The sequence below is a fragment of the Agromyces agglutinans genome, assembly GCF_009647605.1.
In the GTDB taxonomy this organism is placed as follows: Bacteria; Actinomycetota; Actinomycetes; order Actinomycetales; family Microbacteriaceae; genus Agromyces; species Agromyces agglutinans.
In genome coordinates this window covers 604,368-618,105 of the sequence record NZ_WJIF01000001.1, presented here as the reverse complement: position 1 = coordinate 618,105, position 13,738 = coordinate 604,368, and the positions used below count along the sequence as shown (strand labels likewise).

The following is a 13,738-nucleotide window of genomic DNA, read 5'->3' as shown; positions in this document are numbered from 1 at the left end:
TCATCTCTGTTACTATACCAACCGGACGGTACAGTAACCGTCTTCCGACCACGCACAGAACCCCCGAGCACCGCATGACGAACGAACCGACCGTGACCCGAGACGACGCCGCGAGCACCGCGAACGAAGCCGCCGCGACGGCGGCCCGGCCCGCCGCACGAGGCGCATCCGCTTCCGCTGCCGCCGCCTCCGAAGCACCCGCGCGCCGCGCGCCGCGTCGCGCCTGGTTCGCCCTCGCCGTGCTCATGCTGCCGGTGCTGCTCGTCTCGGTCGACAACACCGTGCTGAGCTTCGCGCTCCCGCAGATCTCGCGTGACCTCGCGCCGAGCGCGACCGAGCAGCTGTGGATCGTCGACGGCTACCCGCTCGTGCTCGCGGGGCTGCTGGTCGCGATGGGCTCCATCGGCGACCGGGTGGGCAGGCGCAAACTCCTGCTGATCGGCTCGATCGGGTTCGCGCTGGTCTCGATCGGCGCGGCGTTCGCGCCCACGGCCGCGCTCCTCATCGCGGCGCGTGCGGCTCTCGGCTTCTTCGGCGCCATGCTCATGCCGTCGACCCTGTCGCTGCTGCGCTCGATCTTCGCCGACCGCGAGCAGCGCCGGCTCGCGATCGCCATCTGGGCGACCGGCTTCGCGGCCGGCAGCGCGCTCGGGCCGATCGTCGGCGGGCTGCTGCTCGAGCACTTCGCATGGGGCTCGGTGTTCCTGCTCGCGGTGCCGGTGCTGGTGCCGCTCGTCGTGCTGCTGCCCATCCTCGTGCCCGAGAGTCGCGACCCCGCGCCCGGCCCGGTCGACCTTTGGAGCATCGTGCTCTCGCTGGCGACCATGGTGCCGATCGTCTTCGGCATCAAGTCGCTCGCGACCGAGGGTGTGGCGGGCATCGGCATCCAGGCGATCGTGCTGGGCTCGTTCTTCGGCTTCCTGTTCGTGCGCCGGCAGTTGCGTCGGCCGACTCCAATGCTCGATGTGCGCCTGTTCCGGCAGGGCACGTTCGGTGGTGCCGTGCTGGTGAACCTGCTCTCGGTGGTCTCGCTGGTCGGGTTCCTCTACTTCGTGTCGCAGCACCTGCAGCTGATCGCGGGCCTCTCGCCGGTGACGGCGGGGCTCGCGCTCACGCCCGGACTCGTCGCGATGATCATCGCTGGCCTCGCGGTCGTACCCATCGCGCGCCGGGTGCGCAGCCGAGTGCTGGTTCCGGTCGCGCTGCTGCTCTCGGCGGCCGCGTACCTCGTGATCGCGCTGACCGCCGGGTCCGACTCGATCGCGCCGACCATCCTCGCCTTCGTGCTGCTCGGCACGGGCATCGGCGCCGCCGAGACGGTGTCGAACGAGCTCATCCTCTCCAGCGCGCCCGCCGAGAAGGCCGGTGCGGCATCGGCGGTCTCCGAGACGGCCTACGAACTGGGTGCGGTGCTCGGCACCGCCGTGCTCGGCAGCATCCTCGCCGCGCACTACGCCGCGGCGCTCGTGCTGCCGTCGGGGCTGTCGGCCGAGCAGGCCGAGGTCGCCGGCGAGACGCTCGCCGGCGCGATGTCGGTCGCCGAGCAGCTGCCGACGGCCGCAGGCGCCGCGCTCGAGGCATCCGCTGCCGCCGCGTTCGATGGCGGCGTCGTGGTGACCGCGGCGATCGGGGTCGCGCTCATGGTCGTCGCTGCGGTGGTGGCCGCGGTGACGCTCGGGCGTACGCCCAAGCCCGCGGCCTGAGCGCAGGCGCTACGCCCAATCCCGCGGCCTGAGCGCAGGCACGACGAAGCCCGCGGCCTGATCGGCCGCGGGCTTCGAACCGTCCCCGTCGGATCCCCCGATCCGACCCCCTGCTCGGTGCCGCCGTCCCTCAGTACACGTCGGGCGCCGAGGTCTCGTCCCTGCGGACCCGCTCGCCGGTGGCGGGGTCGACCGCCGAGTGCGACGTCGTGACCGTGCGGCGGCGACGGGCGATGAGGATGATGCCGAGCACGATGACGACCGCGCCGGCTGCCATGAGGATGTAGCCCACCATCTGCAGGTTGATCCAGTCGACGGTGATGTTGAGCGCGAACGCAAGGACCGCGCCGATCGCGAAGAGGATGATGCCGAGTCCGAGACTCATGGATCCTGCTCCTTTCCGGACGCGGTCGGGCACCGCGTTCCATTCGGTGACCGGGGCCACTGCACGTCACGCTAGCCCCGCCACGGGCTACGCTGGGAGGGCTGGCGCACGAAGGAGAAGCATGGTACGCACGGTCAGGCTCGCGGTCATCCCGGGCGACGGCATCGGTCCCGAGGTCGTGGCGCAGGCGCTCGCGGCGCTCGAGGCGGCGACGGCCGGTACCGAGGTCGAGTTCGAGCAGACGCCGTTCTCGCTCGGCGCGGCGCGCTACCTCGAGACCGGCGACGTGCTCACCGACGCCGACCTCGACGCGATCAAATCGCACGACGCCATCCTGCTCGGCGCCGTCGGTGGTACGCCCGGCGATCCGCGCCTCACTGGCGCGAACATCGAGCGCGGGCTCCTGCTGAAGCTGCGGTTCGAACTCGACCACTACGTGAACCTCCGCCCGACGGTGCTCTACCCGGGCGTCGCGAGCCCGCTCGCGAACCCGGGCGACGTCGACTTCGTCGTCGTTCGCGAGGGCACCGAGGGCCCGTACGTCGGCAACGGCGGGGCGATCCGCGTCGGCACGCCGGCCGAGGTCGCCAACGAGGTCTCGGTCAACACCGCCTACGGCGTCGAGCGCGTCGTGCGCTACGCCTTTGCGCAGGCGCGAGTGAGGCGCCAGCGCCTCACACTGGTGCACAAGACGAACGTGCTCGTGTTCGCCGGCTCGCTGTGGAAGCGGCAGGTCGACGCGGTGGCCGCCGAGTACCCGGATGTCTCGGTCGACTACCTGCACGTCGACGCGGCCACGATCTTCCTCGTCACCGACCCTGCTAGATTCGATGTCATCGTCACGGACAACCTCTTCGGCGACATCCTCACCGACCTCGCCGGCGCGATCAGCGGCGGCATCGGACTCGCAGCCTCGGGCAACATCAACCCCGACGGCCGCTTCCCGAGTATGTTCGAGCCGGTCCACGGCTCAGCACCCGATATCGCCGGGAAGGGTATCGCCGATCCGACCGCGGCGATCGGCTCGGTCGCGCTCCTGCTCCGCCACCTCGGCGAGACGGATGCCGCGACCCGCGTCGAACGCGCGATCGCCGACGACCTCGCCGAACGCGGCGATGCTCGCCGGTCCACCGCCGAGATCGGCGAGGCGATCGCCGCCCGCATCGCCGCCGCATCCGTCACCGTTCCGGCGACCTAGTCACCGACGCATCCGACCACCGCACTCTCTGAAAGGGATGGCGACATGACCATCGACCTTCCGCTCCAGGCCCCGTCCGCTGCCGGGCTCGTCTGGAACGTCACCCGCAACGCCGAGGCGAAGAGCGACGCCGAGCGCGAGGCGATCCTCGCCGACCCGGGATTCGGCAACCACTTCACCGACCACATGGTCGATGTCTGCTGGAGCGAGAAGGGCGGCTGGCATCGCCCCCGCGTCTCGCCGTACGGCCCGATCCAGCTCGACCCCGCGGCCGCCGTGCTGCACTACGCGCAGGAGATCTTCGAGGGCCTCAAGGCGTACCGCCACGCCGACGGCTCGATCCACACGTTCCGCCCGTACGAGAACGCGGCGCGCCTGCAGCGTTCGGCGCACCGCATGGCGCTGCCCGAGCTGCCGGCCGAGGTGTTCATCGACTCGCTGCGCCAGCTCATCGCGGTCGACGGCGCCTGGGTGCCGACGGCCGACGAGACGAGCCTCTACCTGCGCCCGTTCATGTTCGCGAAGGAAGCGTTCCTCGGCGTGCGGCCGGCGAAGAAGGTCGCGTACTACCTGATCGCGAGCCCCGCCGGCGCGTACTTCCCGGGCGGCGTGCAGCCGGTCAACATCTGGCTGTCGACCGACTACGCTCGGGCCGGCAAGGGCGGCACAGGTGCCGCCAAGACGGGCGGCAACTACGCATCGAGCCTGCTGCCGCAGGCCGAGGCGTATGAGAAGGGCTGCCAGCAGGTGCTCTTCCTCGACGAGGGCGAGTACCTCGAGGAGCTCGGCGGCATGAACGTCGTGCTCGTCCGCAAAGACGGCACGCTGCTCACGCCCGAGTCCGACTCGATCCTCGAGGGCATCACCCGCGACTCGATCCTGCGCCTGGCCGCCGACCGCGGCCACCGGGTCGAGCAGCGGCGCATCACGATCGGCGAGTGGCGCGAGGGCGCGGCATCCGGCGACATCGTGGGCGCGTTCGCGTGCGGCACCGCCGCCGTCGTCGTGCCCATCGGGCGCCTGCTCGCCGAGGACTTCGAGATCGTGCACAGCGGCCCCGAGGCCGAGGAGCTCGCGCTCTCGCTGCGCGACGAGCTCACCGGCATCCAGTACGGTCGCGTCGAAGACCGCCACGGCTGGATGCTCCGCCTCGACGCGTGAGGGACCTCCAAGAAACAATGCTCGCGGATGCCGAGACCGGGGTCATGCGTATCCGGTCGTTCGTCCGGGCCGACACCGAGGCGGTGGTCGCCCTCTGGATCGAGGCGGGCCTCGTCATGCCGTGGAACGACCCCTACCGCGATATCGAGCGGAAGCTCGAGGTGCAGCCGGAGTTGTTCCTGGTCGCCGAGCTCGATGGCGCACTCGTCGGCACCGCGATGGTCGGATACAACGGCCATCGCGGCTGGCTGAACTACCTCGCCGTCGCCGAGGGCCATCGCGGTGGCGGATGCGGGGCGAAGCTCATGGCCGAGGCGGAACGATCGCTCATCGAGCGAGGATGTCCGCGGCTGAACCTGCAGGTGCGTTCGACGAACTCGGCTGTGATCGAGTTCTACCGACGCCTCGGCTACCAGGTCGACGAGGTGACCAGCCTCGGCAAGCGGCTCATCCCCGACGCGCCGGCGGCCGATACGGCGGCGGAAGAACCGCTCGCGACCCGCACCGAGAGCCTGGGCTCCGCATGACCGGCGCCGTGCCCGGCCGGGGTGGGGCCGAGTCCACCCTCGCCGACGTGCAGGCGGAGCTTCGCGCCCTCGAAGACCCGAAGACGCGCGAGGCCAACGAGCGTCGCGGCGACCCGCACGGCGTGAACCTCGCGCAACTGCGCGCGCTCGCGAAGCGCGTCAAGACGAATCACGAGCTCGCGCTCGACCTGTGGGCGACCGGCGATCTCGCCTCGCGACTGCTCGCGATCCTGATCTGCCGGCCGAAGTCGTTCGGCCCCGACGAGCTCGACGCCATGATGCGCGAGGAGCGCTCGCCGAAGGGCCACGACTGGCTCGTGAACTACGTCGTGAAGCAGAGCCGCCATGCTGAGGATCTGCGGCTCGCCTGGCTCGACGACGACGACCCGCTGGTCGTGAGTGCGGCGTGGGCGCTGAACGCCGAGCGCATCCGCAAGACCCCCGAGACGCTCGACCTGCCGGCCTTGCTCGACACGATCGAGGCGGAGATGCGCGCCGCCGCCGCCCCCGTGCAGTGGGAGATGAACACGAGCCTCGCGATGATCGGCATCCACCATCCGGCGTACCGGGCGCGGTCGCTCGAGATCGGCGAGCGGCTCGAAGTGCTGAAGGACTATCCGACGCCGCCCGGCTGCACGTCGCCGTACGCGCCGGCGTGGATCGGCGAGATGGTGCGCCGGCAGGAGGCGGGCTCGTCCCGCTGAGGGCGACGGCCGCTGACTAGGCTCGAGGGCATCAAGGTCGCGCGGTTCAGCCATGGTGAGTCCATCTCGTTCGGGATCGTCGACGAGGAGGCCGTCAGCCTCGGCAAGCGGCTCATCCACGATGTCTGACGCGCGCGTCGGGCGTGCGGCCCGAGCCCTGCCCGATAGGGCACTCGGGTTCCCACGCGGGCAGATCGGGTGCCGGTAACGTGAGACGAGCGAACCCGCCGCATGCCTTCGCCGGAGCGACTCGGAGTATCTCGCCATGGCTCTCGACCCACGACGCACGGCCGCGCCGTCGTCGCCCCGTTCGGCTACCGGCAGTGTGCATCGGGAGAGCCGACAGGGCGAGGAGCGGTGGCGTCTCCGGGTGGGGAACCGAGCCCCCCAGCCATCGGTCATTCAAGCCATCCAGCGAACGGCCGGAAACGCTGCGGTAAGCCAGTTGCTGAGCGGACCCGACGATCTCGTCGCCTCCGTGCAGCGGATCAAACTCAGGGGCGAGGAGATCGACACGACGCGGGCCGAGGGACGGATGCGTCTGAGGGAGGCGCTCGAGCAGTGGGACGACATCGCGGAAGTGCGGCGCCTGCGCACCGAGGTGGAGCAGACACACCCGGAGGCCGGACGGGACCGAACGATCGGAATCTTCGACGATCGGATCCAAGAACTCCAGCGCAAGCAGATACGCGAAGACCAACACACGAAGCGGCGTCAGGAACGGGCTGAACGCGAGCAGGAGGCTGAACGCGATCGAGCGGCCGAGCAACAGAGGCGCGACTCGGCGACCGAACTCGAGGCCAGCAAGCAAGGGGAGATTGAACGGCTCGGGCGATTTGTCGTCGACGCGGAGTCCCTGGTCGGGCCGCTGCGAAAGGAGGATGGAAAGACACCGCAGGACGATGACCGGGTGAACGCCCTCTTCGCGCTGGCGCTCGCTCAGGTGCGCGACCGGGCCGAGCCGTTGATCCAGCGGATCCTTCAAACGGTGCATCGCTCGCGGGATGCGCTCGCGGATGGGTCGGGCTTCACGCTGGTACTACTGAACGGAACAGCGATGTCCGCCGCGTCCGGCGAGCGGGCAACAGGCTCTGCGAATTACGCCGAAGTAAGGCTCGCGGTAGACCTCCCGTCCGTCATCGGGTCGAGCACTCCGCTGCTCTCGGGAGTGCGTTCGCGCCGTGATCTCGAGGAAGCCATCATCGCGATGCGGGAATCGTCACAGGAGCTCGCGTCGACAATCCTTCACGAATTCACGCATCTCGCACTGCATCGCGCGTTCAACAATGCATCCCTTCCGTACCCGGCGGCAGATTCGGCGGACGATGACGAACGAACCCCGAGAGAGCGGGGGGCCTCGACCGTCGCAGGGAAGGCCGATCGAGATGCGGTCGACAAGGCAGTCGCAGAGCTCGAGGAGTTCGGCCGTTCGGCGACCGACGACGCGGCCTCGCGCGCGCGGGCGGTCGCACGGCGGATTCTCGAATACCTGCCGAGGGTGCGAGAGAGTCAAGAGTACCGGCGCGCCACGGAGGTGGTGTCGCACCTGATGGAGATCGCGTTCGCCGAGGGCATGCCGTTCGTCAAAGCGCGGTTGCCCGCCGGCGCTCATCTCCTCGAAGCCGTCAACACGAGGTTCGAGAAACTCGGTGGCCCCGGAAGCCCAGTACCGTTGAGCGTATGAAGGTCGCGCGGTTCAGCCATGGTGAGTCCATCTCGTTCGGGATCGTCGACGAGGAGGAGAACGAGCTCGTCGTGCTGAAGGCCGACCCGCTGTTCGCCGGGTTCGAGACGACCGGTGAACGCGTGCCGATGGGCGAGGCGAAGCTGTTGGCGCCCGTGATCCCGCGGTCGAAGGTGGTCGCGGTCGGGCGCAACTATCGCGAGCACGCGGCCGAGTTCGGCAACGAGGCGCCTGCCGAGCCGCTGCTGTTCCTGAAGCCGAACACCTCGGTGGTCGGCCCCGGCGACGCCATCGTGCTGCCGCGGCAGTCCGAGCGGGTCGAGTTCGAGGGCGAGCTCGCCGTCGTGATCGGCAGCATTGCGCGCCACGTGCGTGAAGAGGATGCCGACGACGTGATCTTCGGCTACACGATCGCGAACGACGTGACCGCGCGCGACCTGCAGCGCTCCGACGGGCAGTGGACGCGCGCGAAGGGCTTCGACACGTTCTGCCCGCTCGGCCCGATCATCGACACCGACGTCGACCTCGCGAACGGCACCATCGAGACGAGCGTGAACGGCGAGGTGCGCCAGCAGGGTCGCCTCTCCGACATGGTGCACTCGATCCCCGCGATCATCGCCTACGCGTCGGCGGTGTTCACGCTGCTGCCTGGCGACGTGATCCTCACGGGAACGCCCGCGGGCGTCGGCCCGATCGTGTCGGGCGACACGGTCGAGGTGCGCGTCGAAGGACTCGGCGCGCTGTCGAACCCGGTGCGCTGAGCGCGTGCGCTGAAGCCCGATCGCCGAGCGCGGGCCGCAACGCGGCCATCGCGGCGTCAGCGCCCGAGCGCTGCCGCCGCGAGCTCGACGTCCTCGTCGTCGTTCCACAGGTGGAACGCGACCCGCGCGTTGCCGGCGCGCCCCGACGCGGTGATGCCGGCAGCCTCGAGCGCGCTGAGCGCGGCGCGGTCGGGGTCCGGCCACGCGACGATCGCACTGTCGGATGCCTCGAGCCCGAGCCGCGCGCGGAACGCGTTCGCGAGCCCGACGTCGTGCCCACGTACGTCGTCGAGGTCGAGGGATGCCGCGAACGCGAGCGCGGACTCGGCGCCGACCCAGGCGTGCCACGCGGGGGAGACGTCGAAGCGGTGGGCTCCCTCGGCGAGGTGCAGGTCGGGTCCGTAGCACGAGGCCCAGGGGTCGCCGCCCGAGTACCAGCCCGCGGTGTGCGGTGTCAGTTCGGCGACGGCCCGGTCGCTGAACGCCGCGAATGCCGCGCCGCGCGGTGCGGAGAGCCACTTGTACGCATGGCAGACGATGACGTCGGCGTCGAGCGCGTCGGTCGGCATCCAGCCGGTCGCCTGGGTCGTGTCGATGAGCAGCAGTGCACCGGCGTCGCGCGCCGCCTTCGCGACGGATGCCGCGTCGAGCACCTCGCCCGACGCCGACTGCACGAGCGACGCCGAGACGATCGCGGTGGTCGGGCGGATCTCGTCGGCGAGCCGGTCGGCCGGGACGTGTCGCACGCGCAGGTCGCCGCGCGCGAGGAACGGCCCGACGATCGAGCTGAAGTCGCCGTCGATGCAGAGCACCTCCGCGCCGGCCGGGGCGGAGGCCGCCACGAGGCCGGCGAACACCGAGACCTGCGAGCCGACGGCGACCTGCTCCTCCTCAGCGCCGAGCAGGGTCGCGGCGTGGCCGCGGGCTCGCTCGACGACCTTCGAGTATTCGCCGGCGTTCGCCGAGCCCGCGGCCCAGCGCTCGAGGTCGCGGGCGACGGCGGCGTGCGTCTCGAGCGTCGGCAGGCCGAGTGTGCAGGCCGCGAGGTAACCGCGGCCGGCGGTGAATCGGGATCGCAGGTCAGGCATGCTGCCAGTGTGCGCTCGGCGCATTCATTCGACAACGGCAGATGAGTGATCGGAAACATGCCGATTCGTTATGATGCCTCGATGACGGATGCCTCGATGACGGATGCCTCGCCCGCGGAAGCCTCGTCGGCTGGCGCCGCCTCCACCGCGCTGGCCCCGACGGATGCCCCGGCCGATGAGGCGACGCAGCGGCTCGCCGCGGCGATCGACCTGCAGACCGTGCGCGTCGTGCACGCGATCGCCGCGCACGGGTCGCTCACCGCCGCCGCGGCCGCGCTCGGGTACAGCCAGCCCGCGGTCAGCCAGCAGGTGCGCCGGTTCCAGGAGCGCACCGGCGTGGCGCTCGTCGAACGCGCGGGCCGTGGCATCCGGCTCACCGAATCGGGCCGCGTGATCGCCAGGCACGCGCGCGCCGTCACGACGTCGCTCGAAGCGGCGGCCGGCGAGCTCGCGGAACTCAAGGGCCTGCGTGCCGGGCGCCTGCGCCTCGTCGCCTTCCCATCGGCGTCGCCCACCCTCGTACCCGAGTTGATCGCGAGCCTCGGCGCGAGGCATCCGGGCGTCGCGATCACGTTCGTCGAGGCCGAACCGCCCGAGGCGGTCGAGGCCGTCCGCGAGAACCGGGCCGACCTCGCGATCACATTCAGCTACCCCGGCGACCGCGACGATCCGCACCGCGCGAGCGCCCGGGGGCTCGCCGTGCGGGCGTTCGGCGACGAACCGATCCGCCTCGTGCTGCCGGCGGGGCATCCGCTCGCCGGTCTCGACGACGTGCCGCTCGAACGCCTCGCCGACGACCCGTGGATCGCGGGGTGCCCCCGCTGCCGCGGCCACCTGCTCGAGCTCGCGGCCGCGGCGGGATTCGCGCCGCGCATCGCGTTCGAGACCGACAACTTCGTCGCCGTCGAGGGCATGGTGGCGCAGGGGCTCGGGGTCGCGCTGCTGCCGGCCCTCGCGCTCCGCGCGACGCCGAGGCATCCGGGCGTCGTGGTGCGCCCGACCGCGCGCGAAGACGTGCGATCGCTGCACCTCGTGACCGCGAAGGGCGCCGAGCGGGTGCCCGCGGTCGCCGCCGCGCTGCGGGCGCTCGAAGCGCTCGATCCCGGCGGACGCGCCGCAGCCGCGGTCGGTAGCATTGACGACGATGTCTGACACGGCCCACCCCACGACCACCGCCACCGGCAGCGACGTCCGCGTGCGCTTCTGCCCCTCGCCCACCGGCACGCCGCACGTCGGCCTGGTGCGCACCGCGCTCTTCAACTGGGCGTACGCCCGGCACACGGGCGGCACCTTCGTCTTCCGCATCGAAGACACCGACGCCGCGCGCGACAGCGAAGAGAGCTACGAGCAGATCCTCGACGCGCTGACGTGGCTCGGTCTCGACTGGGACGAGGGCGTCGGCGTCGGCGGCCCGCACGGCCCGTACCGGCAGTCGCAGCGCGGCGAGATCTACACCGACCTCATCGAGCGACTGAAGGCGGCCGGGCACCTCTACGAGAGCTTCTCGACGGCCGAGGAGATCGACGCGCGCAACGCGGCGAACGGCCGGCCCAAGCAGCTCGGCTATGACAACTTCGACCGCGACCTCACCGACGAGCAGCGAGCCGCGTTCCGCGCCGAAGGCCGCGAGCCGGCGCTGCGCCTGCGCGTGCCCGAGGTCGACCTCGGCTTCGACGACCTCGTGCGCGGACGCATCGACTTCCCGGTCGGGTCGACCATCGACTTCGTCGTCGTGCGCCCCAACGGCGCGCCGCTGTACACGTTCGTGAACCCGGTCGATGACGCGCTCATGGGCATCACCCACGTGCTGCGCGGCGAAGACCTGCTCTCGTCGACGCCGCGGCAGATCGCGCTGTACCACGCGCTCATCGACATCGGCGCGACCTCGTTCGTGCCGCGCTTCGGCCACCTGCCGTACGTCATGGGCGAGGGCAACAAGAAGCTCAGCAAGCGCGACCCCGAGTCGAACCTGTTCCACCACCGCGATCGCGGGTTCATCCCCGAGGGACTGCTGAACTACCTGGCCCTGCTCGGCTGGGGCTTCTCGGCCGACCGCGACGTGTTCAGCCGCGACGAGCTCGTCGAGGCGTTCGACGTCGCGAACGTCAACCCGAACCCCGCGCGATTCGACCAGAAGAAGGCCGAGTCGATCAACGGCGACCACATCCGCCTGCTCGCGCCCGCCGACTTCGCCGCCCGCACCGTGCCGTACCTGCAGGCCGCCGGCGCCGTCTCGACGCCGCTGGCGCCCGCCGAGGAGGCGACCCTCGCCGAGGCCGCGCCGCTCGTGCAGGAGCGCATCGGCCTGCTCGGCGAGGCGCCCGGCATGCTCGGCTTCCTGTTCACGGATGCCTCGGGCCTCACCCACGACGACGACGCGCTCGCCTCGCTGCCCGCCAACGCCCGCGAGGTGCTGACGTCCGCGCGCGACGCGCTCGAGCGGATCCCGGGGGAGGCCTGGGCCACCGCCGAGATCGAGGAGGCGCTGCGCGCCGCACTCATCGACGGGCTCGGCCTGAAGCCGCGCGTGGCCTTCGGCCCCGTGCGCGTCGCGATCTCGGGACGGCGAGTCTCGCCGCCGCTGTTCGAGTCGATGCAGATCCTCGGCAAGGCCGACTCGCTCGCGCGGGTCGACCGGCTGGTGGGGGTGCTGGCGGCGGCGCCGTCGGTCGAGTAGGCGCGCCCAGCGTATCGAGACCGGCTCAGTTTGGCCGTTCGGCAGAGCTGGGCTAGAGTTACATGTCGGCCCGAGACCTCGGTTTCAGGCCATTGGGGTATGGTGTAATTGGCAACACGGCTGATTCTGGTTCAGTTGTTCTTGGTTCGAGTCCAGGTACCCCAGCCATAACAGGGGCGGAATTCCGCGGCAAAGTCACCCTTTGCCCATCGTCCATCACCGTCGCGTTTCGAGGCGAAAGACCAGAAACGAGACCAGAAACCCTCCTCGACGCGTCATGCGCGTCGTGTCCTACCGGTTGCTACGGAGCGTCACCGACGCCGGCCGATCGGCCCGGACTCGACTCGTGCACCTACGTGGCATGAACGAGACCGCGACGACGCCAGCCGCGCCCAGCTTCCTCACCCAGCACGAACTCGCCGAGCTGCTCCGCCTGCCCGAACGCACACTCGAGGACTGGCGACTCACGCACGCCGGGCCCCCGTTCCTGAAGCTCGGCAGGCACGTCCGCTACGACCTGGCCGACGTCCTCAGATGGGCGGGCGATCAGCGGCATGGCTAGACCACAGACTCGACCGGGCGAGCTCGGTGTCATCAACGTCAGCCGGCTCGCGAGCGGCAAGTACCAGGCACGAGGAGCCACGAGGGATGACAGCGGCGCCCTGCAGCGGCTCCGTGCCAGCGGCGACACCGAGGAAGGGGCGCGCGCGGCGCTCGAGCGCAAAGCAGCCTGTTTCAGCACCGGTGGAGGCAGCGGGCTGACGCCTGACAGCACCATCGCCCAGGGCGTCGAACGCTGGCTGGAGCAGGTGCGCGCACGCGCCAAAGCTGGGAGCCTCTCCTTCTCGACGTACGAGGTCTATGAGACCGCGGCCCGGATGATTATCGTCCCCCGCTTCGGTGCGGTCCGCTTCGAGCAGCTCACCGTGGGCCGGTGCGACCGCATGATTCAGGACATCCTGCAGACCGAATCGATCTCGAAGGCACGTCGAGCGCGGACGGTGCTCAGCCTGCTGTGCGGGTACGCGGTCCGCGACGATGCGCTGCCCCGAAACCCGGTGCGCGATGTCCAGCGCCTGCCCACGTCGGCGAAGAAGGATTCCGTGCTCACCACTGAGCAGATCTCGGGCGTTCGGAACCTGATGAAGAAGTGGCGCGAGAGGCGTCCAGACGGGCCCAGGCCGAATTACCGAGCCCTCGTCGACGGGATGGACATCATGCTCGGCACTTCGCTTCGCATCGGCGAGTGCCTGGCGCTGCGGCGGTGCGATGTCGACATCACCAGCAGTCCACCGACGCTCGTGGTCAGCGGGACGGTCGTGAGCAACAAGACTGAAGGCATCTACCGGAAGGACTCGCCGAAGCGTGCGCGCCAGCGCCGCACCATCGCGCTTCCTTCCGTGGCGGCGGCCGCGGTGCGGTACCGGCTCGCGCTCGCCGATTCCGGTGGCGAGGCGTTCCTGTTCCCAACGAAGACGGGGAAGGCGATGAGTGTCAGCAACTACGAGCGGCTGCTCCGTTCGTTTATCGCGGACGAGCGTGAGTCGTTGATGGAGCTCGGTGTCGACGTCGACGAGTACACGACCCACATCTATCGCCGGACATCGGCAACCCTCGTGGAGCGCGCCGCGGGCATCACGCTCGCGTCAAGGCTGCTGGGGCATGCGAATGAGCAGATCACGCGCGGAAGCTACGTGGTCAGCGCCGAGCAGGTGGACCCGGTGACGGCCGAGATCCTGGATGAGGTGCTCGGGGCATAGGCGTCGATATGGGCCTCACGCCCGTCCCCGCTCGTCATGATCCCCTTCGTTACCAGGGCAGACCGTCGAATCGGCCTGCATTAGCGCTCG

14 protein-coding genes and 1 tRNA gene are annotated in these 13,738 nt (G+C 70.3%); 13 read left to right on the top strand and 2 right to left on the bottom strand.

Annotated elements, in window-relative coordinates; genetic code table 11:
• Window positions 1–74: 74 nt before the first annotated feature.
• A complete protein-coding gene (locus GE115_RS02900; protein WP_153683238.1) occupies window positions 75–1,703 on the top strand; it encodes an MFS transporter in 1,629 nt (542 codons plus the stop codon).
• A gap of 130 nt (window positions 1,704–1,833) precedes the next feature.
• On the opposite strand, the gene GE115_RS02895 is transcribed toward GE115_RS02900, so the two are convergent.
• Window positions 1,834–2,088, bottom strand: coding sequence for a DUF6458 family protein (locus GE115_RS02895; protein ID WP_153683237.1), 255 nt, complete (start codon window positions 2,086–2,088; stop codon window positions 1,834–1,836).
• A 121-nt stretch (window positions 2,089–2,209) separates the two neighbouring features.
• Here GE115_RS02895 and GE115_RS02890 point away from each other — a divergent pair, with 121 nt between their 5' ends.
• The 7 genes from GE115_RS02890 (at window position 2,210) to GE115_RS02860 (ending at window position 8,123) form a co-directional block, all read left to right on the top strand.
• Window positions 2,210–3,286, top strand: coding sequence for a 3-isopropylmalate dehydrogenase (locus GE115_RS02890; RefSeq protein WP_153683236.1), 1,077 nt, complete (start codon window positions 2,210–2,212; stop codon window positions 3,284–3,286).
• A gap of 45 nt (window positions 3,287–3,331) precedes the next feature.
• On the top strand, window positions 3,332–4,447 hold the full coding sequence (locus GE115_RS02885; RefSeq protein ID WP_153683235.1) for a branched-chain amino acid aminotransferase: 1,116 nt from the start codon (window positions 3,332–3,334) through the stop codon (window positions 4,445–4,447).
• Window positions 4,444–4,974, top strand: coding sequence for a GNAT family acetyltransferase (locus GE115_RS02880; RefSeq protein ID WP_312854840.1), 531 nt, complete (start codon window positions 4,444–4,446; stop codon window positions 4,972–4,974). Before GE115_RS02885 ends, GE115_RS02880 begins: the two co-directional genes overlap by 4 nt.
• Window positions 4,971–5,678, top strand: a complete 708-nt coding sequence (locus GE115_RS02875; RefSeq protein ID WP_153683234.1) for a DNA alkylation repair protein — start codon at window positions 4,971–4,973, stop codon at window positions 5,676–5,678. Before GE115_RS02880 ends, GE115_RS02875 begins: the two co-directional genes overlap by 4 nt.
• 12 nt (window positions 5,679–5,690) lie before the next feature.
• Complete coding sequence (locus GE115_RS19345; RefSeq protein ID WP_153683378.1) at window positions 5,691–5,807, top strand: Rv2993c-like domain-containing protein; 117 nt, start codon at window positions 5,691–5,693, stop codon at window positions 5,805–5,807.
• 136 nt (window positions 5,808–5,943) lie between these two features.
• Complete coding sequence (locus GE115_RS02865) at window positions 5,944–7,362, top strand: hypothetical protein (protein WP_153683233.1); 1,419 nt, start codon at window positions 5,944–5,946, stop codon at window positions 7,360–7,362.
• Window positions 7,359–8,123: a fumarylacetoacetate hydrolase family protein gene (locus GE115_RS02860; protein ID WP_153683232.1), complete on the top strand. Its 765-nt coding sequence runs from the start codon at window positions 7,359–7,361 to the stop codon at window positions 8,121–8,123. The genes GE115_RS02865 and GE115_RS02860 overlap by 4 nt, the downstream gene beginning before the upstream one ends.
• Window positions 8,124–8,179: 56 nt before the next feature.
• Here GE115_RS02860 and GE115_RS02855 read toward each other — a convergent pair whose 3' ends face one another.
• Entirely contained in the window at window positions 8,180–9,211 is a 1,032-nt protein-coding gene (locus GE115_RS02855; protein ID WP_153683231.1) for an aminotransferase class V-fold PLP-dependent enzyme, read from the bottom strand.
• A 57-nt stretch (window positions 9,212–9,268) separates the two neighbouring features.
• Here GE115_RS02855 and GE115_RS02850 point away from each other — a divergent pair, with 57 nt between their 5' ends.
• The 5 genes from GE115_RS02850 to GE115_RS02830 all read left to right on the top strand — a co-directional run bounded on the left by GE115_RS02850 (window position 9,269) and on the right by GE115_RS02830 (window position 13,648).
• Window positions 9,269–10,363, top strand: coding sequence for a LysR family transcriptional regulator (locus tag GE115_RS02850; RefSeq protein WP_246190468.1), 1,095 nt, complete (start codon window positions 9,269–9,271; stop codon window positions 10,361–10,363).
• Window positions 10,356–11,888 carry a glutamate--tRNA ligase gene (gene gltX, locus GE115_RS02845; protein WP_153683230.1) on the top strand — a complete coding sequence of 511 codons (1,533 nt, stop codon included), beginning with the start codon at window positions 10,356–10,358 and terminating at the stop codon, window positions 11,886–11,888. The genes GE115_RS02850 and gltX overlap by 8 nt, the downstream gene beginning before the upstream one ends.
• A gap of 93 nt (window positions 11,889–11,981) precedes the next feature.
• Window positions 11,982–12,056: transfer RNA gene (locus GE115_RS02840), tRNA-Gln, on the top strand.
• A gap of 193 nt (window positions 12,057–12,249) precedes the next feature.
• Window positions 12,250–12,450: a helix-turn-helix transcriptional regulator gene (locus GE115_RS02835; protein WP_153683229.1), complete on the top strand. Its 201-nt coding sequence runs from the start codon at window positions 12,250–12,252 to the stop codon at window positions 12,448–12,450.
• Complete coding sequence (locus GE115_RS02830; protein ID WP_153683228.1) at window positions 12,443–13,648, top strand: tyrosine-type recombinase/integrase; 1,206 nt, start codon at window positions 12,443–12,445, stop codon at window positions 13,646–13,648. Before GE115_RS02835 ends, GE115_RS02830 begins: the two co-directional genes overlap by 8 nt.
• Window positions 13,649–13,738 lie beyond the last annotated feature (90 nt).

Bases quoted from the DNA above. Each gene is read 5' to 3' on its own strand.
- GE115_RS02850 (WP_246190468.1), top strand. From the start codon at position 9,269: ATGCCGATTCGTTATGATGCCTCGATGACGGATGCCTCGATGACGGAT.
- GE115_RS02835 (WP_153683229.1), top strand. From the start codon at position 12,250: ATGAACGAGACCGCGACGACGCCAGCCGCGCCCAGCTTCCTCACCCAG.
- gltX (WP_153683230.1), top strand. From the start codon at position 10,356: ATGTCTGACACGGCCCACCCCACGACCACCGCCACCGGCAGCGACGTC.
- GE115_RS02895 (WP_153683237.1), bottom strand. From the start codon at position 2,088: ATGAGTCTCGGACTCGGCATCATCCTCTTCGCGATCGGCGCGGTCCTT.
- GE115_RS02865 (WP_153683233.1), top strand. From the start codon at position 5,944: ATGGCTCTCGACCCACGACGCACGGCCGCGCCGTCGTCGCCCCGTTCG.
- GE115_RS02855 (WP_153683231.1), bottom strand. From the start codon at position 9,211: ATGCCTGACCTGCGATCCCGATTCACCGCCGGCCGCGGTTACCTCGCG.
- GE115_RS02875 (WP_153683234.1), top strand. From the start codon at position 4,971: ATGACCGGCGCCGTGCCCGGCCGGGGTGGGGCCGAGTCCACCCTCGCC.
- GE115_RS02860 (WP_153683232.1), top strand. From the start codon at position 7,359: ATGAAGGTCGCGCGGTTCAGCCATGGTGAGTCCATCTCGTTCGGGATC.
- GE115_RS02890 (WP_153683236.1), top strand. From the start codon at position 2,210: ATGGTACGCACGGTCAGGCTCGCGGTCATCCCGGGCGACGGCATCGGT.
- GE115_RS02900 (WP_153683238.1), top strand. From the start codon at position 75: ATGACGAACGAACCGACCGTGACCCGAGACGACGCCGCGAGCACCGCG.
- GE115_RS02885 (WP_153683235.1), top strand. From the start codon at position 3,332: ATGACCATCGACCTTCCGCTCCAGGCCCCGTCCGCTGCCGGGCTCGTC.
- GE115_RS02830 (WP_153683228.1), top strand. From the start codon at position 12,443: ATGGCTAGACCACAGACTCGACCGGGCGAGCTCGGTGTCATCAACGTC.